Here is a 21122-nt window from a genome sequence, read left to right on the forward strand (position 1 = left end):
GGCGAGGCCTGCGCGGCCGTGCGTGTGCCCCCCGGAGGCAGACTGTCATGGCCCGTCCGGGTCGGCGCGCGCAGGCGCCGTCGGGCCTCAGCCCCCGATCCGGACCGCCGCCCGGTACCCGGCGTCCTCCATCCGGGACATGGCGTCGAGGGCGGCGTCGGCCACGGGGAGCAGGTGCGCGTCGACCCAGGTCTCCCCCGCGGCCGTGCCGACCCACGGGTCCTCCAGCACGACGGCGCCGGGCACCGTGGCGTGGCACAGCACCCAGTGCGGCACGTCGAATCCGAGCATCGCCTTCAGGGAGACGAGGAGCAGCACGCGCTCGCCGCCGGCCAGGGCGGCGCGCAGGCCGGGCACGGTCAGGTGCCGGCCGTCGACCGGCAGGCCCGCCTCGGCCGCCTCCTCGCGGGAGAGCTCCTGGAGCAGGGCGCGCCAGTCCCGGTCGCCCTCGGGGTAGGAGTCGAGGATGACCGGCCCGTCGGTGTCGAGCGAGACCGTGACGGCCGACCCCGGCCAGCGCCGGTGCACGGCGAGGCCGAGCCGCACCGGGTCGCACGCGGGGAAGTTCGTGGCCTCGCGCCACAGCGACAGCTCCAGCCGCCGGTCGACGTCCTCCGGGCGGACGGCGCCGAGCTGTGCCTGGGCCATCACCGCGCCGGCCGCCCCGCAGGTGAAGTGGGTGCTCTGCTGGTAATGGGCGGGCTCACCAACCTGGTCGCGGTAGGGGCCGTCGTCGCCGGCGCCGTCGCCCAGCCAGCGCACGTACCCGGTCGCCGGCTGGGCGGCGTCGGGCACGAGGGGCGCGCGGAGCGGGGCGAAGCCCGCCTCCGCGGCGGCCTCCCCCGCCGTCCACCCCTCCCACTTCACCTGGGCGAGGCCCCGGCCGTGCGCGTGGCCGACGACGGCGCGCGCCGCCGCGACGGCGTCCCCCACCGCGTCCACGATCTTGACGTAGGCGGTGCCGGGACGGGCGGTCACGAGGGCGGCGCCCGTGCCGTCGTCGAGCACGACGAGCCGCGGGTCCTGCACCGACCGGTCGGCGGAGCGCCACCGGGCGAGCACGGCGTCCGGCACGATCCGGGCCGGCCCGGCGGGCAGCGCCGCGGGGTCCCAGGGGACGACGACGTGCCCGCCCGTCCGGTCAGTCACCGGTGAGCGCGTCCGCGAAGGCGTCGACGGCCTGCTGCGTGGAGCGGGGCCCGCCCGCGCCCCAGACCAGCGGGAACTCGTACGCGCGGCCCTCCTCGACGGCGGGGAGCGAGGTCCAGAGCTCGCTCTCGTCGAGCGCGTCCACGTAGCCGGTGGTGTCGCCGTTGGAGAAGAAGAGGTTGGCGTCGCCCACGGCGGTGAGCCCCTCGACGTCGGTCTGGGCGAGGCCGTACTCGGCGTTCAGGCCGCCCGTGCCGTGGGAGTCGTTCACCTCGGTGCTCCAGGCCGGGGTGAGGCCCAGCTCCTTGCCGAGCTCGGTGAACAGCGCGCCCTCCGTGTAGGGGCGCAGGCTCAGGTTGCCGCCCTGGAGCCAACCGTCGAAGAACAGGAAGTCGGTGGTCGGCAGGTCGAGGTCGGCGACCTCGGCCTTGCGCTCGGCGAGGTGGGCGTCGAACTCCGCGAGCACCTGCTCGGCGCGCTCGGTGCGGCCGGTCGCCTCCGCGACCAGCGAGAAGACGTCCTTCATGTTGCCCAGCGGGTCCTCGGGGTCGTTGCCGCGCGCGACCAGCACGGGGACGCCCTGCTTCTCGAACTGCGCGATGGCCTCGTCGCCGGCGCTGAAGCCCTCGATGATGACGAGGTCCGGGTCGGCGGCGAACAGGGCGGTGGCGTCGGGCTCCTCGCGGGTACCGACGTCGGCCACCCCGTCGGGGAGCTTCTCCGCCGAGACCCAGGTCGAGTAGCCCGCGGGGTCGGCGACGGCGACCGGCGTGACGCACAGCGTCAGCGCGTCCTCGACCTCCTGCCACTCCAGCACGGCGATGCGCTCGGCGGGCTGGTCCAGCTCGACGGTGCGGCCGACGCCGTCCACGAGGGACACCGGCCCGGTCGAGGTCTCGGTCGTGTCGTCGGCGCAGCTCCCGGAGGCGGGCGCCGAGGGCTCGGGGGCGGACGCGTCCACCGCCGTCGTCCCGCATCCGGTGACGGCGAGCGCCAGCGCGAACACGGCGGCTCCGACGGCGGCGGGGCTTCTCCTGGGCACGACCATGGGACTTTCCTCTTTCTGCTTGCGGAGCGGGACGGGGCATGGCGCCCGACGCGGCTGTGCCGGCGTGCCCGCTGAGGTGAGCCTAAGTAAGGCTTACCTTCGTCCGCAATGCCGTAGACCCGACAGCAGATCAGGGTTTCCGGCCAGCAGTGTCCGAGGAGGAGGCGCGTTCGGCGGCGAAGGCGCCCGGCGTCGTCCCCATGACGCGCCGGAAGGCGTCGATGAACGTGCCCGGATGCGCGTAGCCCAGGTCCTCGGACACGTCCTGCACGCTGCCGCCCGCGCCGAGCAGCTCCAGCGACCGGTGCACCCGCACGGCCCGCCGCCACTGCGCGAACGACAGCCCGGTCGCCGCCCGGAACACTCGTGTGATCGTCCGCGCGCTCGTCCCCGACGCCCGCGCCCACTCCTCCAGCGACCGCTCGTCCGCGGGGTCGGCCAGGAGGGCCTCGACGATCGTGTCGACCCGGTCGTCGGCGGGCAGCCGCACGGCGAGCTGCCGCTTGGACGGCTCCAGCACGTCGAAGACCACCGCCTCCGCCCGGGCCCGGGCCGCGGGGTCGAGGTCCCGGCGCGCCAGGCGGATCAGCAGGGCCTGCAGCACGGGCCCCATCGCCACGACGGTCGGGCCGCCGAGGACGGGCGGGGCGTGCTCGGGGGTGTGCTCGGGCGCGAAGAACGCGTCGTACAGCTCCACCCCCGCCGTCAGCCGGCCGGCGTGCTCCTGCCCCGCCGGCACCCACAGGCCGAAGCCCTCCGAGACGGTGAACACCTGGCCGCCCACCCGCGCCGTCAGGGTGCCGTGGCGCACCCAGACCAGCTCGTGCGCGGGGTGGACGTGCGGCTCCCACTCCGTGGCCGTGTCGACGACGTGCGACTCGGCCACGATCGTGAACGCCGCGGGGGCGTCCGCCGGGACCGGGTAGGTGCGGCCGACCGACGCCGCCGGATCGCGGCGCCAGGAGCCGCGCGCGTCGCCGGTGTCGGCGGTGTCGCGGGTGGAGGGGGCCATGCGTACGGAGTCTAGGTTCCGGGCTCGACGGCCATGCCCCGCCAGGCGACGCGGATGCCCTCGCGGCAGCGGGCCAGCGCCTCCGGGTCGTCGAGGGTCACGCCGCGCACCACGAACTGGTAGTAGAAGACGCCGTTGACCAGGTCGATGCAGGCGTCGAGGTCGAGGTCGGGCCGCAGCACGCCCCGCTCGATGCCGGCCCGCAGCACCGCGACCATGCCGCCGCGGCGCCGCGAGACGTGCGACCGCCAGTAGGCCTGCGCGAGCTTGCGGTCCGTCATCGCCAGGCGCATCCGCAGCCGGAACCGCTCCTCGGAGTACGCCTCCCGCGTCGTGGCCGGCGCCGTGGTGTAGGCGTCGAGCACGTTCTGCAGCAGGTCGCCGTCGAGCGGGATGGTGTGCGGCGCGCGGCCCCGGTCCAGGGCCGTCGCGACGAGGTCGGTCATGCTCGGCCAGCGCCGGTAGATCGCCGCGCGGCTCACGCCGCTGAGCTCGACGACCCGGCTCACCGTGATCTCCTCGCCGCGGTCCAGGAGCTCGACGGCGGCGTCGACGATCCGCTCGTCGTGCCCCTGGGCCCGTGGGCGGCCGGGGCCGCGCGCCGGGCCGTCCGTCACGCGGCCGGGCGCAGGGCGCGGGCGCGGAGCTGGGCGACCAGCCCGTCGGTGAGCCCGGCCGCGCGCAGGGGCGCCAGCGGGTCGCCGTGCCGCTCGGTGAGCGCCGCGAACAGCTCGCGCATCGGCTCCGCCGAGAACTCCGTGCTGACGGCGGCCAGCGCCGCCTCGTCCAGCTCGATGCCGAACCGGCTCATCAGCGGCCGCATGACGGGCGAGATGCGCGCCATGATGGCCGCGGAGTTCTCGCCGGTGCGTACGTAGTCGGTGACGATGTCGTCCTGGTCGGCGCCGAGCGCGAGCAGCAGGGACGCGGCGAGCACGCCCGTGCGGTCCTGGCCGGCGGCGCAGTGGAACGCGACGGCGCCCGGCGCGTGGGCGATGATCGCCAGCGCCGTCACGATCTGCGGGGCGGCACCCTCGTACATCCGCAGGTACATGCGGCCGAACTTGGTCTGGTCCATCATCTCGGCGACCGCGGCGGGGTGCGCACCGGCGGTGCCGGCTGATTGGTCAGCTGCCTGGCCGATGTCCGCCAGCAGCGGCACGTGGTGGTAGCTGACGTTCGAGTGCGTGCCGAGCGGGCCGCGGCCGGTCACGCCGAGCTCGTCGGTGGAGCGCAGGTCGATGATCGCCCGCACCCCGCCGTCGACCAGGCCGCGGGCGACGTCGTCGGTCACGAGGGCGAGGTCATCGGCGCGCAGGGCGAAGCCCGGGCGGACGACGCCGCCGTCGACGGGGATGCCGCCCAGGTCGCGGAGGTTGACGGGGGCGCTCAGCGTGAGCGCGGGGATGCTGGTCATGTGATCTTCCTTCGGATGACGGCGCTGGCCTGGTCGATGACCGTGACCAGCACGATGATGCAGATGACGATCGCGCTGAGGTGACCGTAGTCGTACATGCGCATGGCGGTGGTGAGCTCCAGCCCGATGCCGCCGGCGCCGACCATGCCCAGGATGGTCGCGCCGCGCACGTTGCCCTCGAAGAGCAGCAGCGTGTACGACACGAGCAGCGGCCCCGCCTGGGGCAGCACCCCGTACTGGACCACCTGGCGGCGGGAGGCGCCGACGGCCTGCATCGCGGTCACCGGACCGGCGTCGACCGCCTCCATGGCCTCCGCGAAGACCTTGCCGATCGACCCGATCGAGCCGACCGTCATCGCGAGGATGCCGGCGAACGGGCCCAGCCCCACGGCGGAGACGAACATGAGGGCGAAGACGAGGTCGGGCAGCGACCGGATGACGTTCATGACCCACCGGGTCGGGTAGTACAGCCAGCGGGGCGCGATGTTCGACGCCGCGCCGAAGGCGGCGACCAGCGACAGGACCGCGCCGAGCACGGTGCCGACGATCGCCATCTGCAGCGTCTCGACCAGCAGCTCGACGATGGTGCCGAACTTGTCCCAGGTGGGCGGGAACAGCCGCAGCAGGAAGTCACCCATGTTGACGGTGCCCTCACCGAGCTTGGCGAAGTCGAACTCCGCGCCGACGAACGACCACACCAGCAGGACGCCGACGACGGGCAGGCCGAGCAGGAACCGCGCACGGGGCACGTTGACGGCGCGCTCGAGACGGGCGCGGGTGCGCGGGTCAGGCGTGATCGTCGACACGGTCGGCCTTCCGGGGGTGGGTGTCGTCGTGGGCGCCGTCGGGCGTCTCGTCGTGCGCGTAGAGCACGTCGAGCGCCGCGGCGTCGAGCCGGTCCGTAGGAGCGGAGACGAGGACCTCGCCGTGCCGCAGGCCGACGATGCGGTCGGAGTGCTCCAGCGCGAGCGGCAGCACGTGCAGGCTCACGAGCACCGGTATCCCGTCCTGGCGGGCGATGTCGTGCAGGAGCTCCAGGACGGCGTGCGACATCCTCGGGTCGAGCGACGCGACGGGCTCGTCCGCGAGGACGATCCGGGGGTTCTGCATGAGGGCGCGGGCGATGGCGACGCGCTGCTGCTGCCCGCCCGAGAGGGACCGGGCCTGGTCGGTGGCCTTGTGGGCGATGCCGACCCGGTCGAGCAGCTCCATGGCGCGCCGGCGGTGGGCGCTGCTGAAGCCGCCGGCCAGGTTGATCGGCCCGGCGTCGTGCAGGGAGCCGGTGAGCACGTTGGTGAGCACGCTGAGCCGGCCGACCAGGTTGAACTGCTGGAACACCTGGCCGACCGACGCGCGCACGTCGCGCAGCCGGCGCCGCGGGAGGTTCGTCATGTCGTGGCCGACGACGTGCACGGAACCGCCGTTGATCGGCGCGAAGCCGGTGAGGCTGCGCATCAGGGTCGACTTCCCGGAGCCGGACGAGCCCAGGAGGGCAACCATCTCGCCCGGGAACAGGTCGAGGTCGACGCCGTCGAGCACGAGCGGGCCGTCGCCGTAGGCGACCCGGAGGTCGCGCACCGAGACGAGTGCGGGGCCGGTCACGGTCAGCCCAGGTCCGAGATGTCGACGTCGGCGATCGCCGCGATGTCGACGAACGGCTGGAAGATCGACGGGTCCGGGTCGACGATCGGCTCGGTGCCCTGCATCGCCTCGAACATCGCGCCGAGGGACTCGGCGTTCTCCTCGACGAACACCTTCGGCAGGGCTTCCTTGAGCAGCTCGCGCTTGTCGTCGGCGAGCTCCTGGTCGGCGAGCACGGTGACCGCGACGGGCATCGAGGCGCTCTCGCCGATCGAGCGGGTCTCGCCCTTCTCGAACGGGAACATCGGGTCGCCGAGGCCCGCCATGGACGGGAAGATCGTCGACGTGCAGGCGACGTCGGCCTGGCCCTCCTTGAGGGCGGTGAAGCTCATGTCGTGCCCGCCGCTGAACATCGGCGTGTAGTCGGCGTCCTTCTCCAGGCCGGCGTCGTGCAGCATGGCGACCGGCATGAAGTAGCCGGAGCTGGAGGCGGGGTCCGCGAAGGCGACGACGGTCTCAGGCGTGACGTCGTCGAGCGACTCCAGGGGCGAGCCGTCGAGCACGAGGCACGTCGAGACCGGGTCGTCGTTGCCCGGCCAGGCGACCAGGGAGTCGACCTCGCCGGTGTTGACCGCGAGCGCGGACGGGAACCCGCTCATGAACCCGATGTCGACGTGGTGGTTGCGCAGGGCCTCGACGACCGCCGTGTAGTCGGGCACGTCGACGATCTCGACCTCGCGGCCGGTCTCGGCCTCGACCAGGCCGGCAAAGGCCTCGATGGGGTTCTCGGCGCCGGGGTCCTCGCCGAGCGGGGTGGTGGCGAAGGTGATGGGGGCGTCCGGGTCCGACGCCGCGGCGTCGGCGGCGCCGGCCGACGCGGAGCAGCCGGCGAGCAGGACGGTACCGAGGGCGAGCAGGCCCAGAGCCGGGAGGGCGCGAGGGCGCATCGGCGTTCCTTTCGGGAGAGCCGGGCGGTGCCCGGCGGGATATCGCGACTGGCGATATCGATATGGAACCCCGAGGAGATGGCCGCGAATTACGAGACCGCGGTCCTGTAACGGAAGCACGGATGAAGATCGGGTGACCGGGCGGCGCCGGGACCGGAACCGGAACCTGGACCTGGACCTGGACCTGGAGCGAGGCGGAGCGGGGCCGGGCCGCGGCCGGAAGAGCGCTCGACCCTTCCTTCAGGAGAACGTGGGAGCTGGAGCCTGAATCGGGACCGATGCCGGAGGGCGGCGCCGCAGCTTGACCGCAGCGCCGAGCGGGAGCCGGACCCGGTCCCGGTCTGGTGCCGGCCCCGGTGCAGGTGCAGGTGCTCTCCTCGATCAGAACGGTGGTGCCCCCGGGTCGGACGGGTCGGGGGCGACTGCCGTCGGTGTGGCCGGGGCGTAGGCGCGGGGCAGGCGGCGTCCGGTGAGGGCACGCATCGTCAGGTCGTTGCTCGTGCCCGGGTCGACCTGCTCCAGGTCGACCCGGGTGTCCAGCACCGTCGGCGGCCGGGTGTGCGTCCTGCCCGTGGGCGTGGTCCAGGTCGTGATCCCGGTGACCGGGTCGCGTTCGACGCCCCAGCCAGCATGGGTCTTGAACAGGTGGTGTCGACGACAGAGCGCGTGCAGGTTCCCCGCGTTCGTCTGTCCGGGCACGTTCCTGCCCGTGGCCCCGGCCCGCTCTCTCCACTGGTGGTCGAAGGGTTCGATGTGGTCCAGGTCGCACGTCGTCGCCGGGGTGTCGCACCCGATGAACGTGCAGGTCCCGTCCCTGGCCTCCACCGCCGCCCGGAGCACCTTGCCCGGTGTGTACGACTGGGACGAGTAGTCGACCAGGACCCCCGTGACCGGGTCCGTGAGCAGCCGCCGCCAGGTGGCGTCCTCGGCGAGGAGCCGCGCGACGTCTGCCGGGACCGGTCCGAACCCGTCCAGCTCAGCGGGCGCGTCGTCCAGACCCAGAAGCGTGCTCGCCGGGACGGTGACGCGGACGACCGGCCGGGTGGGCACCACCCGCACGACCGTCTCGTGCACGACGGGCGCCCGCCCACCGCAGGCGCAGACAGCGTCGGCCGCAGCGCTGGTAGCGGTGTCAGCGCCCGTGCTGTTCTCGGTGCTAGTGCTGATGTCGGCGCTCGTGCCGATGTCAGTGCCTGTGCCGATGTCAGTGCCCGTGGCGCTCGCGCCGGTGGTGCCGACCCGCGTGCTCGCCGTCGTACCCGTCATGTCGGACGTCGAGCCGCTGTCGGCCGACGCCGACCCTGGAGCTCCCGTGCCCACGGAGCTCGCCGCGCGCACGTTTGTCCCCGGGGCCCCCTCGGTCACGGTGGCCGCGAAGCGGTCCGCTGGCAGCAGCCGGCCCGTCACAATGCCGGTCAGGCAGTCCGCCCGGAGCTGGCCGAGGGTGCGCTCCTCGCCGGCGGTGTACCGGAGCTGGTGCGCCATGTCGTCGACGACGCCCCACACGGCCGCCGCGTCCACGGCGGGCAGGTACGCCGACAGCCAGCCCATGTCGTTCTCGGCCCGATCGAGCTGGACGTTGCGGTCCAGAGCCGCCGCCCGCGCGGTCTCCTCGGCGCCGTGCCGGGCCTTCGCGAAGGCCAGCAGCTTGCTCCGGAGCCAGCGCCACGTCCGGGACGGAGCCTGCGGCAGGTATCGGGCGATCGCCTCGGCCCGCTCGGCCACCGTGAGCTGCGCGGCGGAGCGCAGCAGGGTGTGCGCCTTGCGCACGTCGATCCGCCCCGAGACGAGAGCACTGATCACCGTGGGGTGCTGGGCACCGGACTCGGCCCGGACCACTACCTCGGACCCCTCGGCCTGCGTGATCGCGAGCTCGGCCGTGACCTGCCCGACCAGCGAGTCGTGGGCCAGCGGGTGGGTCTCCCGCGCGGCCCGCTCCGCCACGGCCTGCGCCTGCACGCCCGCCGCCCACGACTGCAGCCGGGCGCACGCGCCCACCAGCTCCCCCAGTACGTCGTCGGACAACGCGGCGAGCGCCGCCGACCCGGCCTCAGCTCCAGCCGGGAGATCGACTGCCGAACCGGCCGTCGGCACCGCAGCGGGTTCAGCGGCAGGCACGGCGTCGGGTCCGACAGCAAGTCCGACAGCGGTCCCGACAACAGGTCCGGTGCCCGCGGCCTCGCACGGCGCGGCACCCAGCCCGGTGTACTCGGCGACCACTCGTGCCAGCTCCGCGCCGGGCGCGCCGGCCAGCGCCTCCCGCAGCACCTCGACGGGCCACAGCGCCACCGGGCCGGACGACGCCGTACCGTCCGACAGACGACTCGACTCCGGTCGCGACGGAGCGCTCCGCAGGTACTGCTCGTCCCGCTCGGCGAACAGCGCCTCACCTTCGGCGAACAGTGCGGGCGAGCCAGGCGTCGTCGGGCATGCTGCCGGCCGCGGGATCCTCGGCAGGAGGGGACGCCTCATGGAGCACTCCCGCCAGGAGAGGCACCACGCACATGGGGTCGTCGGCCAGCGCGGCGGAAACGCCCTTCCGCTCGGACACCTCGCCCGGCCCTCGACCGGTCAAGAACGACACGGTCGCCAAGCCTCCACCGCCGTCGGCCCGCTGCTTGCCCATGCTGCCACCTCCCCCGATACCCGGAAAACAATCAAAATTAAACCATGCACATCATTCCTGCGGACGTTTGTTCGATCCTACGTGGAGCCACTGACGGCCGCTCGTTGTTCTGCCTGCCGCGTAAACGGCGCCCTTCGGCGCGCACAGGGAGCGTCGGACCGATAGTCATATTGCGGGGTCAGGACGACCAAGTCAGGGCGGCGGCGACCCCGACGGCACAGGGTCGGGCTCTCCCACGAGCACCGTCACCGTGACGCCCAGGCGCAGCACGGTTCGTGCGGGCGGCGCGGTGCCGACGACCGGGGTCCGCGGCGACGTCCCCGCGATGTCCGGCACCACTTCGAAACCGGCGGACTCCAGCTCGGCCAGCGCGGCGCCCAGCGTCATGTCGGCCACGGCGGGCACCGCGTTCCGGCCGCTCGCCACGGTGACCGCCACCGCGGCGCCGGACTCCACGATCCGGCCGGGCGCGGGATGCTGTTCGAGCACCGTCCCGGCGAGTTCGGCCGAGTCCTCGCGGGTCACGTCACCGAGCGTCAGCCCGACGGCGCGCAGCGCCTCCTGCGCCTCCGTGAGCGTGCCCGTCAGCACGGGCACCGCGGAACGGTCCGCCGACGGCGGTCGAGCCGTCGCCGTCGGCGTCCCGGAGGAGGTCGCCGACGGTGACGCACTCGGGGCCTGCGATGCGGCGCCACTGCTCGGCGAACCCGACGGCGAGGCAGACTGCGACGCGGTCGACGCCGAAGGTGACGGGCTCGCCGTCGACATCGGTGCCGGCGTGAGCGACACGGAACCGCCGGCACTCGGCGAGTCCCCCGCTCCGGCCTGCGGCAGACCGGGGGCCGCGACTGCCGCCCACACCGCCAACCCCGCCAGGAGCAGGGCGAGCGCCACCGCGCCGACGCCGGCGGCGCCGGCCCGGCGCGCGACGACCGGTGCCGCCCCGGGCCCGTCCTCGACCGGCGCGAGGTACGCGAGGTCGGCGGTCCGGCGCGGTCCGTCGCCGCTGCCGGGGCCCGGGTCACCGTCGGGGCGCAGCTCGCCCGGGATGTCTCCCGCAGTGCGCTCCTCGTTGCTGTCCCCCGGCCCGGTCTGTTCGCCCGGGCCCGCGCCCCGCGCCGAGGTGGTCAGACGTTCCTCGTCCGGAAACGTCCCGGCCCCGTTGATACCGCCCGCGCCCGCTCCGGCACCCAAGGTCGGGACGGCTCCCGACGACGCCACCACACCCGAGGTCGCCCCTACTCCCGAGGCCGTCGCCACGCCCGCACCACCAACCCCGCCGATACCCGCACCCAGTCCAGGCCCCGCAGCCACACCCAAACCCACACCAGCACCAGCACCAGCACCAGCACCAGCACCAGCACCAGCGAACCCGACCGACCCCGCGTCCGCCGTCGTCCCGGCTATCGCGGCCGTCCCGGTCGCCCCCGCCGTCCAGGCCGTCCGGCCGATCGCCTCCGCGAGCGCCGTGCGCATCTCGGCGGCGTCCCGAAACCGGCGGACCGGTGTCTTGTTCATGGCGCGCGTCACGACGCGGTCCAGGGCCCGGGCCGCGGGGGCCAGCGCGGACGGCACGGGAGGCGGCGCCGAGACGTGCGCGCTGAGCACCTGGGCGTCGGTGTCACGCGGGAAGGGCGGGCGCCCGGTGAGCAGGTAGTAGAGGAGCGCTCCCGCCTGGTAGACGTCGCCGGCCACGCGGACCGGCCGCCCCTGGGCCTGCTCGGGCGACATGAACTGGGGGTTGCCCACGACGGTTCGCGCGCCGTCCGCGCCCGGTGCGCTCGGCCGGCCGACGCCGGGCCCCGCCCGGCCGGAGACGACGGTGCGCCCCGGTCCGTGCGCCGCGCCGAGCACGGCCGTCACGGCGGACCCGTCGGAGCCGGGTCCGGTCCGCAGCACGTTCTCGCCCACGCGGAGCACGTCGTGCCCGACGACGCCACGCCCGACGGCGCCGTTCCCGACCGTGCCGTTCCCGACGGTGCCGTCCCCTTCGCCACGCCCAACGGTGCCGTTCCCGACGACGGCACGGCCCACGGCGGTCCGCCCCGCGGCGTCGGCCAGGCCGAAGTCGACGAGCCGCACGTGCTCCGCCCGCAGCACCTCGCCGGGGGCCGCACCGTGGAGCAGCACGTTCGCCGGGGACACGTCGCGGTGCACCAGCCCCGCGGCGTGCGCGACGCCGAGCGCGGCCAGCACACCGTCGAGCACCGCGGCGGCCTCGGCCGAGGGCAGCGGGCCGCCGTCGGCGACCCGTTCGCCGACGCTGCCGCCGTCCACCAGGTCCAGGGCGATCCAGGCGAGCACGGTCCCGGCGTCGTCGTGGACGCCGGAGCGCCGCACCGCCCCGATGTTCGGGTGGCGCAGCTCCTGGGCGGCCCGGGCCTCGGCCAGGAACGCGTCGCGGGCGGCGGCGTCGGCGCTCAGGTGCGGGTGCAGGATCTTGACCGCGACCGGGGCCCCGGCAGCACCAGCAGCACCAGCAGCACCAGCAGCGCCAGCAGCGCCAGCACCAGCCAGGTCCTCCGCCGCGAACACCGACGCCGTCCCGCCCACGCCGAGCAGGTCGCCGAGCTCGTACCGTCCGCCGAACGGCACGCCCGACGGCGACCCGTCCGTCACCCGAACCGGCCGTTCACGTAGTCGTAGGTGCGCTCGTCCTGCGGCTCGGAGAACATGGCCTCCGTGTCGCCGTGCTCCACGATCGCGCCGGGCGTGCCCTGGGCCGCGAGGAAGAACGCGCACTGCTGGGACACGCGCTGCGCCTGCTGCATGTTGTGGGTGACGATCACGATCGTCACCTCCTTCTGCAGCTCCACCATGGTCTCCTCGATGACGCGCGTGGAGGTGGGGTCCAGCGCCGAGCAGGGCTCGTCCATGAGCAGCACCTTGGGACGCACGGCCAGGGACCGGGCGATGCACAGGCGCTGCTGCTGGCCACCGGACAGGCCGCCGCCGGGCTGGGCGAGCCGGTCCTTGACCTCCCGCCAGAGGCCGGCCGAGGTGAGCGAGCGCTCCACCAGCTCGTCCTTCTCGTCCCGCGACGCGCGCACACCGGTGAGCTTGAGCCCGGCCACGACGTTGTCGTAGATCGACATCGCGGGGAACGGGTTCGGCTTCTGGAAGACCATGCCGATGTCCTTGCGGGCGTCCTGGATCTTCTTCCGGCGGTCGTAGATGTCCTCGCCGTCCAGGCGCACCTCGCCGGCCAGCGCGGCGATCGGCACGAGCTCGTGCATGCGGTTGAGGATGCGCAGGAACGTCGACTTGCCGCAGCCCGACGGCCCGATGAGCGCCGTCACCTGGCCGGCCGGCATGGTCAGCGACACGCGCTCCAGCACCTTGTGCGACCCGAACCACGCGGACACGTTCCGCGCGTCGAGCACCGACAGGGCGGCCTCCGGCCGCGGGACGGCGGGGGCCGGCGCCCCGGGCGGGGCCTCGGGTCCGACGGCGGGGCCCACGCCGGGGCCGACGCCAGGGCCGACGGCGGGCAGCGTGATGGTCCGTCCGACGTCGGCGGGCGCGGGGTCCGTGACGGTACCGGCGGCGGCACTCGCGGTGCCGGCAGCACCTCCGGTCCCGCCGGTCTGGTTCTCCGTGGTCATGACTGGTCCTCTCAGAGCAGGTTCGGCAGCGCGTCCATGACGATGTCGGCGCAGGTCACACCGAGCGCGAGCAGCAAGGGGACGCCGATCAGCCAGGCGTGCCACCGCCCCCACGACGTCCACAGCCACCACAGGGCGACGCCCGCGGCCACGAAGAGCACGAGCACGAAGAACGCGGTGAACCAGGCGCCGTCGTCGCCCGCCATCTCCCGTTCCTCGGTGGGCAGCGCGGGCTCGGCGAGCACCTTCGTGGGGGTCTCCTGCACGTCGGAGACGAGCTGCGCGTCCACGTGCAGCACGCCGGACGGGAACAGCTCGAGCCCGTCGGCGGTCATCAGCTCCAGACGCCCCTGCCCGACGGCGAGCGGCTCGGGCAGCGGGTCGCCCGCGCGGCGCAGGCCGAAGACCTGGAAGGTGTGCGTGCCCTGGCCGGTGGTCACGCGGATCTCGTCGCCGGGCACGAGCCGGTCCAGGGCGCCGAACGGCCCGCCGTAGGTGAGCTGGCGGCCCAGGACCACGGCGGTCCCGGCCTGTCCCGGCAGCACGGAGTCGCGCCGGTGCCCGGGGCCCGACCGGAGCACCCGCGAGGTGGAGCTCTCCGCCACCACCTCGGAGACGCCCAGCGCAGGGATCTCCAGGAGCGCGACCGGCGTGCCCGCCGGGACCAGGTCCCCGTTCAGGTCGAGCTGGCCCACCGGCGTCTCGGCCTTGGCCAGCGACGTCCGCAGCTCGTCGTACGCCAGCACCTGGGCCCGGTGGTGCTGCGCCGCCGAGAACAGCGCCACGTGCGCCACGAACGCGAGCAGCAGCATCGACACCGTGAGGATCGCGGCCCCCGCCCACCAGCGGGTGTCGCGCGGGACGGGCTGCCGGGGCGTCGCCGCGGCCACGGCCGCCGCGAGGCGGGCGGTACGACGCCGGGCGCCCCACGTGGTGGGCCCGACGGTGTTGGGCACGGCGTAGGGGTTCGACGGGTCGGCGGGCGCCGGGTTCGGGTTGTCCGGCAGCCCCTGGGCGTCCTGGTCCTTGGTGTCGGTCACGGGGTTGCTCATCAGGCCGCCACCCCCGCGCTCCCGGCCACCGGCAGGCCGGCGCCGGGCGCCCGCATCAGCCGCACCACGTACCAGCCGCCCACCCCGGCGCCGGCCGCCCCGAGGCCGCCGCCGGTCCACCAGGCCCAGGCCGGGATGCCGCCGCCGGCCTGCGAGCCGGGCGCCGCCACCAGTACCTGGGCCACCGCGACCTGCCCGCACCAGCCCGTGAACTGCACCGCGCGCGGGCCGGCGGCCACCTCGTCCGGGAGGGTGACGGCGGCCTCGACCACGCCGCGGCCGTCCGCGCGCGTCGACTCCACCCGCTGCGGCGCGGTGAACAGCACGACCTGCACCCGCTCGCCGTCCTCGAAGCCCTTCGCGCGCACCACCACCTCCTCGCCCGGGAGGCGGACGTCGTCGTCGAGCGTCGCCGGGTCGCCGTCGGCCGCGGGCTCGGTCGGCACGACGGGCTCGGCGGGCACGCACTTCCCGGACGGGCCGGGCGTGCTCGGGTCGTCGTCCGCGGGATCGCCACCGCCCCCGCCCGAGCCGCCTCCGCCCGCACCCCCGGCACCACCTCCACCGCCGACGCCGCCCCCGGCGCCCCCGCCCCCACCCGCGCCGTTCCCGTCGCTCGCACCGGGCCGGGTCGGGTCCCCGGAGGGGTCGCCCGGGTCGTCCGTCGGCTCCCCGGTCGGGTCCTCCGTCGGCTCCTCGGTCGGCTCCTCCGTCGGGTCGACGTCGGGGATGGTCACGCTGATCCCGGTGTCCTCGCCCTCGTCGGCGTACCCCGCGCTGACCGGGCCGAGCACCAGCGCGGCGGCACCCAGCAGGACGACGGCGAGCAGCACGCGAGCCGCGCTCATCGCAGGGCCTCGCTCTCACGGTGTACGTCGCCGGGCGCCCCGGGCGCGCCCGCAGCCGGCCCCGCCAGCGCCTCGGCCCGGACCCGCTCGGTGTACGCGGCGAGGTCCTCGGCCAGCAGCCGCCGGGACCGGCGGCGCCACACCACGACCGCCCAGACACCCCCGGCCACGAGCAGCACGATCGCGGCGGTCGGCCACGGCACGGCCCAGGCCTGCGCCGACGCGCGCGCCGGGGCGGGCAGCACGTCGTCGGGCCCCGAGCCGGTGCGCTCGACGGCGACGGGCGTCACGGTGACGTCGGCGAAGAGGAGCAGCGCGGGCACCACCCCGGGCACCTCGGCGACGACGTGCGCCGTGCCGCCGGGCACCAGGTTCCGCACCGGCTCGACGTCGACCGCGCCGAGGTCGATGCCGAACGGCCCGCTCACCCGGACCTCGGGCTCGCCGGAGATGCGCGTGTTGCCGGTGTTGGTCAGGTCGAACCCGGCGGTCGCGGTGCCGGCCCCGAAGGGGTTGGCCACGCCGTCGAACCCGGCGACCGTCCCGGTCACGGTGAGCTCGGGCTGCACCGGCCCGTCGACGCGCAGGTAGATCCGCGTGCCGACGCGCTGCTCCACCTGCACGGCCGAGCCGTCGCCGTCCGCCGCGCGCGAGCGGAAGGAGGCGACGATGCCGGCGGCGTGGTCGCCGGGCGTCGCGTCGTGCGGCACCGTGATGGTGAAGGGCACGTCGGCGCGGGCGCCGGGCTCCAGCTCGACGACGGCGCCGACACCGGCCGCGCAGGTCGCCTCGGCGTCGTCCCCCGAGTCGGGGCAGACGGCGGGGCCGGAGTCCACCGCGGTCCAGGACCCGAGGCCGGTCGAGGCCTGGTCGGCGGCGACCAGCGTGAACGCGCCGGTCCGGTAGTCCGTGGTCGCGTCCGAGGCGTAGACCCGGAAGGTCGCCGGGCGGTCCGAGAAGTTGGACACCGACACCCAGTCGCTCACGGTCGTGCCGGGCTCGACGTCGTAGGTGAGCTCGGTGCGCCCGTCCGGCCCCTCCGGGCCGGCGGGCTGGACGCTCCACGTCACCTCGCGGTCGTCGACGGCGAGGACCGGCACCGCGGGCACCGGCACCGCGTGCGCGGACGCGACCGGGCCGGCGAGGGCGGCGAGCACCCCGGCGGCGAGCACGCCGCGCGCGAGAGGTCTTGGGACGGTCATCGTGAGGTTCTCCAGACCCGGTCGCGGCCCCTGCCGGACCGCGGGATGCATGCCGGCGCCGCTGCTCCGCGCGGTGCCGGTCCCGACACCCGAATCATCGTGACGGGCGCTCGGGTCGGGCAAACATCGGGGAGGCGGAGAGCACGTTGCGGCCCGGCGACGCCGAGGTGGACACCAGGTAGACGCCGCTCCCCCGGCCGCAGATTCAGCGCTCTGACCTGCGGTTTTACGGGGAACGGCGGCCCGTCGCCGGGCGGCTCGTCGCAGGTGTCGGGCAGCAGGCCCGCCCAAGAACCACCCAAAGGGAGGGGCGCTCGACCGGATCACGGCGTCGATTCGGTCAGGCGGTACAAGCGACCGGCCAGCGCATCAAGCTCGGCGTTCGCCCGGCGATCCTCGTCAGCGGACCCGGCCCTGAGATAGATGTCCATCAGCCCTCCCATACCCAGCACGATCCGATGCAGGTCGCGGACCGCGGACAGGCGGTCGTGCTCGGAGCCGTGCCGAAGCACGCTCGCCCGCTGCTCGAGCCAGGCCGCACCGGAAGCGTTCCCGTGCCGTCCGAGGAGGTCCACGAGCGAGGTGACGACGTCGATGATCTCGGGCACGTGGGCCGACGCATCGCCCGAAGGCCCAGGTGCGTCCATCGCGGGATCTGCTCTCTCTTGTCGGAGTGCCCGGCCCTTCGGGGCCGGACGGCGGAGGCCCGCCCCGTGGTCCCGGCCCGCTGGGTGCGGGCCGGGACCACGGGGCGAGCCGTTCGAGGTGAGACCGTCAGCAGCTCACGCGGACCTTGTTCGACGTGGAGGCCGCGTGCTGGGCGTCGCCCGTGTACTGCGCGCGGAAGGTGTACGACTTCCACGGCTTGAGGCCGGTCACCCGGACGGACGCGACGCCGTCGGACACCGTGCCGGTGCCGACGACCTTGCCCGTGGCGACGTCGGTGAACTTGACGGCGCCCGTGGCCGAGGCCGGGCCGACCTCGGCGGTCAGCGTGGCCGAGGTGCCGCGGACCTTGGCCGCCAGGGTGGTGGTCGTGGCCTCCTTCACGTGCTCCCAGGTGCCCGTGTTGGTCGCGTCGTTCCAGGCCAGGCGGACGTCGACCGAGAAGTACCGCGAGGCCCCCACGCCGTCACCGGCGGGCGGGAACGTGTCGCCCGGCACGTCGCCCGGGTCGCAGGTGATGACGTAGGTGGCGACGCCGCTGTGCCCGTCGAACTGGGCGGCGGGGAAGCCGAAGGCCGCCCAGCGGGACGCCGAGGTGCCGGTCCGCAGGATCGGGGCCCCGTCGAGGCCGGAGCCCTCGATCGTGGAGTCGGCCAGCTTGACCAGGGCGGGCAGGCCGGTGTTGGTGCCGGACACGGCCGTCGGCCAGGTGCCGTCCGGCCAGACGAAGAGCACGCGGGACGAGCCGCGGTACCCCTCGGGGCACCCCGCCTCGGTCGCGAGGGACTGGGGGCCGCCGGCGGCGGAGATCTCGCCGGCGGTCGTGTCGAGGGTGATACCACCCAGGCGGTTGTCGGGGTCGAGCACCGGGTGCACGGCCTGTGCGGCGGGGGCGGCCACGGCGGCCCCGAGGACGAGGGTCAGCGCGGCCGCGAGGCCCGCGGCCACGCGGCTGACGGTGGAGCGAGACATGAATCCTGCCTTTGTCGTAGAATTCACCCCAAAGGTCACAGCGACCTGTGCCCTGACGGGCACCGCCCCTCACCCGGGTCGCACCCCGGGTGAGGGGCATCCTCGTGCGGGCGGGGACGGTACCCGCACGGGAATCCTTGGGCCCGCGGCCCGGTCAGATGAGGGTCAGCGTGAGGGTCGCGGCGTAGTTACCGGCGGGCGTGCTGGCAGGTGCCCGGAGCGTGACCCCCGCGCCGACGCGCGTCTCGGTCTGCGCCACGCCCGCGGGCGCCTGGGCGAGCGGCTTGTCGGACGAGAGCCCGCCGCCCGTGCCCGGCGCGACGTCGGCGCCCGCCGTGCCCGCGTTGCCGGTCCCGACCAGCTCCGGCTCCCAGCCGAGCGCCGACCCGGCGATGATGGCGTCGCCGGGGCCGTCGAAGTCGGACGTGCGGCCGTTGAGCGTCCACTGCTCGCGCTCGGACCGGGTGTCGGTGACCCGCACCTCGGACAGCGTGCCGGTGGCGACGAACTCCTCGCCCTCCAGCGCGGCGTCGGCCAGGGCGACACCGCCCGGCGTGACCGTGAACCGCAGCCCCTGAGCCGACGCCGGGATGGTCACCGTGACCTCCGTGTCCTGCGGCGGGACGGGCTCGCCGACCGTCGTCACCACGGCGTCGTTCGACGTCGAGGCGTCGTGCAGGGCGTCGCCCGCGTACTGCGCGCGGAACGTGTACCTGGTGTCGGCCTCCAGGTCGGAGACGTTCACCCACGCCGTGCCGTCCTCCAGCGTGTCCGTGCCCACGGTCGCGCCCGTGCCCACGTCCGTGAAGGTCACCTCGCCGGTCGCGGCACCGGGGGCGACGGCGGCGGTGAGCCGCACCGAGCCGTCGTTACCGGCGGTCGGGGTCAGCGTCGTGGTGGTGTCCACCTTCTCGACGGGGCCGTCGGGGACGACTTCCCAGGTACCGACGTTGGTCTGGTCGTCCCAGATGATCCGCACGTCGGTGGAGAAGTACTTCGCGTCGCCGACGCCCTCGGCGGCGGGCGGGAGGCTGCCGTCAGGAGCCTGTCCCGGGTAGCAGGTGATCACGTACGACGCGACGCCGCTGCGCCGGTCGAAGTTGTTGCCGACGAAGCCGGCCCCGTTCCACCGGGACGCGAACCGGCCCTCGGCCTCGTTCGGTGCCGCGTTCCGGCGATCGATCGGTGCGCCGTCGAGGCCGCTCCCGGCGACCGCCTCGATGTAGGCGTACGCCGGGGACTGCGACGCGTTCGTAGTCGTCCAGGTGCCGTCCGACCAGACGAACAGCACGCGCGACGATCCACGGAACCCCGCAGGGCAGCCGCTCTCGGTGGTCAGGCGCTGCGGGCCGCCCAGCCAGGTGATCTCGCCCTGGCTCACGTCGAAGGTGATGGACCCGAGGCGGTCGGCCGGGTCCAGGCCCGGGGCCAGTGCCTCGGCGGTCGTGGCCGTCAGGCCGGACAGGACCACCGCGACGGCGGTGGCCAGGGCTGTGCCCGCGCGGCGGGCCGTGTTCTCTCGCATCGTCATTCCTTGTCGTCAGTCGGGCTGGCTGGTCCGGTGCGCACGGCGACCGGGGCGTCGCCCCGACGAGGCCGGCTCGTCGGGGCGACGCGTGGAACGGTCGGGTCCGTCCGCACGACGGCGGGCAGACCCGGTCAGCCGGAGCTGACGAGTTCCGTCAGTTGCTGCGGAGGGACGTGGTGTCGCCGGCGCGGTACGTCACGCCGTTGATCGGGACGCCGTTGACGCCGGTCTCGCGGTTGATGAGCGAACCGAAGCCGAAGTCCTCGATCGTGAAGCTGTCCTCGTCGGAGACCGCCGAGTAGACGGCGCCGCCGGCACCGACGAACGCGGACGCGAGGTTCGCGTTCGTGGAGATCTCGGCGAACTGCACCACGGTGAACACCGGGCGGGCGATCGGGAACGCGGTGTTCAGCGTCCCGTCCGTGTTGACCGGCTCGACGGCGGAGCCGCCGCTGGTGACGGCGTGCAGCACCGCACCGTGGCGGCGGTCCTGCACGTCCACGCCGTAGAGGGTCGTCAGGGCGTCGGCGTTGCCCTGCGCCACGTGCTGCGCGATCGAGAACGGCACGATGGAGCCGGGCACGGCCGCGAGAGCGGCGCCGTCGTGCTCCTGGACGGAGCCGCCGGTGTAGGTCCACGCCACGGCCGAGCCGAGCGTGGTCTCGCTGAGACCGAGCTGACCGATGAAGAACGAGCGCGTGCCCGAGCCGGTCTGCGGGAGGAACGGCACGATGTCCGCGTTCGTGTTGCTCTGCAGGCCGATCGTGTAGGTCTGGCCGTTGCTGAGCGCCACGTTCTGGCCGTTCGACGCGCTGTAGATCGCCGTCAGGTCGGCCTTGGTCAGGCCGTCGGGCACACCGGCGGTGGCCGAGGCGTAGGTGACGGCGTCCACGGCGAGCGGGATGTACGAGTAGGCCCCGTTGGCCGCGGGCGTCGAGGGGGCGCTGGAGGAACGGGCGAACGTGATGTCGCTCGGGCTCAGCGTGACACCCTGCCACTGACCGCTCGTCTTGGCCGCCTTGAGCGCGTTGACGCCGTTGCCGGAACCGTTCGGCCGGACGAAGGTCGCCCCACCGGTGCGGGTCTGGATCGTCGCGGAACCCGTCGCGTCCCACGAGCCGAGAACGAGCTGGCCACCGTTGGTGACCACGGCCGCGAGGCCGTTGTTCAGGTCCTGGGTCGTGTCGGAACCGACACCGTCGACCGGACGCGCCCGGTCGATCTGGCCGGTGGCGGGGTTGATCGGGTCAGCCGAGGCGCCGAGCGCCCCGCCCAGGAGAAGCGCAGCGGTCGCCGCGCCGGCGAGCAGCGCACGGGCCCCTCGCAGGTGGTGCATGGACATGGCATGCCTTTCCATCTAGGGTCTCCCCCCAAAGGTCGCGTGCGACCGTGTGTCCTTGCGGACACGGCCCCTCACCCTGGTTTTCGCGCCCCGGGTGGGGGGCCTTCCACGTGCGGGCGGGGGTGGT

At 74.5% G+C, this 21122-nt stretch carries 18 protein-coding genes; all 18 read right to left on the reverse strand.

The window, feature by feature from the left end:
* Window positions 1-87 precede the first annotated feature (87 nt).
* Window positions 88-1149 (reverse strand): peptidase C39 family protein, encoded by a 1062-nt coding sequence (locus FHX71_RS12240; protein WP_182616573.1) that lies wholly within the window; start codon window positions 1147-1149, stop codon window positions 88-90.
* Window positions 1142-2197 (reverse strand): iron-siderophore ABC transporter substrate-binding protein, encoded by a 1056-nt coding sequence (locus FHX71_RS12245; protein WP_182616575.1) that lies wholly within the window; start codon window positions 2195-2197, stop codon window positions 1142-1144. The genes FHX71_RS12240 and FHX71_RS12245 overlap by 8 nt, the downstream gene beginning before the upstream one ends.
* Window positions 2198-2327: 130 nt before the next feature.
* Window positions 2328-3209, reverse strand: coding sequence for a helix-turn-helix domain-containing protein (locus FHX71_RS12250; RefSeq protein ID WP_182616577.1), 882 nt, complete (start codon window positions 3207-3209; stop codon window positions 2328-2330).
* Between the two features lie 11 nt (window positions 3210-3220).
* Window positions 3221-3826 carry a TetR/AcrR family transcriptional regulator gene (locus tag FHX71_RS12255; RefSeq protein WP_182616580.1) on the reverse strand — a complete coding sequence of 202 codons (606 nt, stop codon included), beginning with the start codon at window positions 3824-3826 and terminating at the stop codon, window positions 3221-3223.
* Window positions 3823-4626: a tyrosine-protein phosphatase gene (locus FHX71_RS12260; RefSeq protein WP_182616582.1), complete on the reverse strand. Its 804-nt coding sequence runs from the start codon at window positions 4624-4626 to the stop codon at window positions 3823-3825. The genes FHX71_RS12255 and FHX71_RS12260 overlap by 4 nt, the downstream gene beginning before the upstream one ends.
* Entirely contained in the window at window positions 4623-5432 is an 810-nt protein-coding gene (gene phnE / locus FHX71_RS12265) for a phosphonate ABC transporter, permease protein PhnE (RefSeq protein WP_182616584.1), read from the reverse strand. Before phnE ends, FHX71_RS12260 begins: the two co-directional genes overlap by 4 nt.
* Entirely contained in the window at window positions 5413-6228 is an 816-nt protein-coding gene (locus tag FHX71_RS12270) for a phosphonate ABC transporter ATP-binding protein (RefSeq protein ID WP_312877029.1), read from the reverse strand. The genes phnE and FHX71_RS12270 overlap by 20 nt, the downstream gene beginning before the upstream one ends.
* A gap of 2 nt (window positions 6229-6230) precedes the next feature.
* On the reverse strand, window positions 6231-7154 hold the full coding sequence (gene phnD, locus FHX71_RS12275; RefSeq protein ID WP_182616586.1) for a phosphate/phosphite/phosphonate ABC transporter substrate-binding protein: 924 nt from the start codon (window positions 7152-7154) through the stop codon (window positions 6231-6233).
* Window positions 7155-7535: 381 nt separating this feature from the next.
* Window positions 7536-9626, reverse strand: coding sequence for an HNH endonuclease signature motif containing protein (locus FHX71_RS12280; RefSeq protein WP_246402540.1), 2091 nt, complete (start codon window positions 9624-9626; stop codon window positions 7536-7538).
* Window positions 9627-9972: 346 nt separating this feature from the next.
* Complete coding sequence (locus tag FHX71_RS12285) at window positions 9973-12399, reverse strand: serine/threonine protein kinase (RefSeq protein ID WP_182616588.1); 2427 nt, start codon at window positions 12397-12399, stop codon at window positions 9973-9975.
* The gene (pstB, locus tag FHX71_RS12290; RefSeq protein ID WP_182618666.1) at window positions 12396-13169 is read right to left on the reverse strand and encodes a phosphate ABC transporter ATP-binding protein PstB; all 774 of its coding nucleotides are present in this window, start codon (window positions 13167-13169) and stop codon (window positions 12396-12398) included. Before pstB ends, FHX71_RS12285 begins: the two co-directional genes overlap by 4 nt.
* 227 nt (window positions 13170-13396) lie before the next feature.
* The gene (locus FHX71_RS12295; RefSeq protein ID WP_182616591.1) at window positions 13397-14437 is read right to left on the reverse strand and encodes a sortase; all 1041 of its coding nucleotides are present in this window, start codon (window positions 14435-14437) and stop codon (window positions 13397-13399) included.
* The gene (locus FHX71_RS12300; RefSeq protein WP_182616593.1) at window positions 14437-15285 is read right to left on the reverse strand and encodes a hypothetical protein; all 849 of its coding nucleotides are present in this window, start codon (window positions 15283-15285) and stop codon (window positions 14437-14439) included. Before FHX71_RS12300 ends, FHX71_RS12295 begins: the two co-directional genes overlap by 1 nt.
* Window positions 15282-16487, reverse strand: a complete 1206-nt coding sequence (locus FHX71_RS12305; protein WP_182616595.1) for a DUF916 domain-containing protein — start codon at window positions 16485-16487, stop codon at window positions 15282-15284. The genes FHX71_RS12300 and FHX71_RS12305 overlap by 4 nt, the downstream gene beginning before the upstream one ends.
* Window positions 16488-16810: 323 nt before the next feature.
* Window positions 16811-17095, reverse strand: a complete 285-nt coding sequence (locus tag FHX71_RS12310) for a hypothetical protein (RefSeq protein ID WP_182616597.1) — start codon at window positions 17093-17095, stop codon at window positions 16811-16813.
* 166 nt (window positions 17096-17261) lie between these two features.
* Complete coding sequence (locus FHX71_RS12315) at window positions 17262-18125, reverse strand: Ig-like domain-containing protein (RefSeq protein WP_182616600.1); 864 nt, start codon at window positions 18123-18125, stop codon at window positions 17262-17264.
* 154 nt (window positions 18126-18279) lie between these two features.
* The gene (locus FHX71_RS12320) at window positions 18280-19650 is read right to left on the reverse strand and encodes an Ig-like domain-containing protein (protein WP_182616602.1); all 1371 of its coding nucleotides are present in this window, start codon (window positions 19648-19650) and stop codon (window positions 18280-18282) included.
* 157 nt (window positions 19651-19807) lie between these two features.
* Entirely contained in the window at window positions 19808-21010 is a 1203-nt protein-coding gene (locus FHX71_RS12325; RefSeq protein ID WP_182616604.1) for a substrate-binding domain-containing protein, read from the reverse strand.
* Window positions 21011-21122: the final 112 nt, after the last annotated feature.

The organism is Promicromonospora sukumoe (assembly GCF_014137995.1).
Lineage (GTDB): Bacteria > Actinomycetota > Actinomycetes > Actinomycetales > Cellulomonadaceae > Promicromonospora > Promicromonospora sukumoe.

Bases quoted from the DNA above. Each gene is read 5' to 3' on its own strand.
- FHX71_RS12260 (WP_182616582.1), bottom strand. From the start codon at position 4,626: ATGACCAGCATCCCCGCGCTCACGCTGAGCGCCCCCGTCAACCTCCGC.
- FHX71_RS12315 (WP_182616600.1), bottom strand. From the start codon at position 18,125: ATGTCTCGCTCCACCGTCAGCCGCGTGGCCGCGGGCCTCGCGGCCGCG.
- FHX71_RS12325 (WP_182616604.1), bottom strand. From the start codon at position 21,010: ATGGAAAGGCATGCCATGTCCATGCACCACCTGCGAGGGGCCCGTGCG.
- FHX71_RS12245 (WP_182616575.1), bottom strand. From the start codon at position 2,197: ATGGTCGTGCCCAGGAGAAGCCCCGCCGCCGTCGGAGCCGCCGTGTTC.
- FHX71_RS12320 (WP_182616602.1), bottom strand. From the start codon at position 19,650: ATGCGAGAGAACACGGCCCGCCGCGCGGGCACAGCCCTGGCCACCGCC.
- FHX71_RS12280 (WP_246402540.1), bottom strand. From the start codon at position 9,626: ATGAGGCGTCCCCTCCTGCCGAGGATCCCGCGGCCGGCAGCATGCCCG.
- FHX71_RS12295 (WP_182616591.1), bottom strand. From the start codon at position 14,437: ATGAGCAACCCCGTGACCGACACCAAGGACCAGGACGCCCAGGGGCTG.
- FHX71_RS12305 (WP_182616595.1), bottom strand. From the start codon at position 16,487: ATGACCGTCCCAAGACCTCTCGCGCGCGGCGTGCTCGCCGCCGGGGTG.
- FHX71_RS12250 (WP_182616577.1), bottom strand. From the start codon at position 3,209: ATGGCCCCCTCCACCCGCGACACCGCCGACACCGGCGACGCGCGCGGC.
- FHX71_RS12300 (WP_182616593.1), bottom strand. From the start codon at position 15,285: ATGAGCGCGGCTCGCGTGCTGCTCGCCGTCGTCCTGCTGGGTGCCGCC.
- phnD (WP_182616586.1), bottom strand. From the start codon at position 7,154: ATGCGCCCTCGCGCCCTCCCGGCTCTGGGCCTGCTCGCCCTCGGTACC.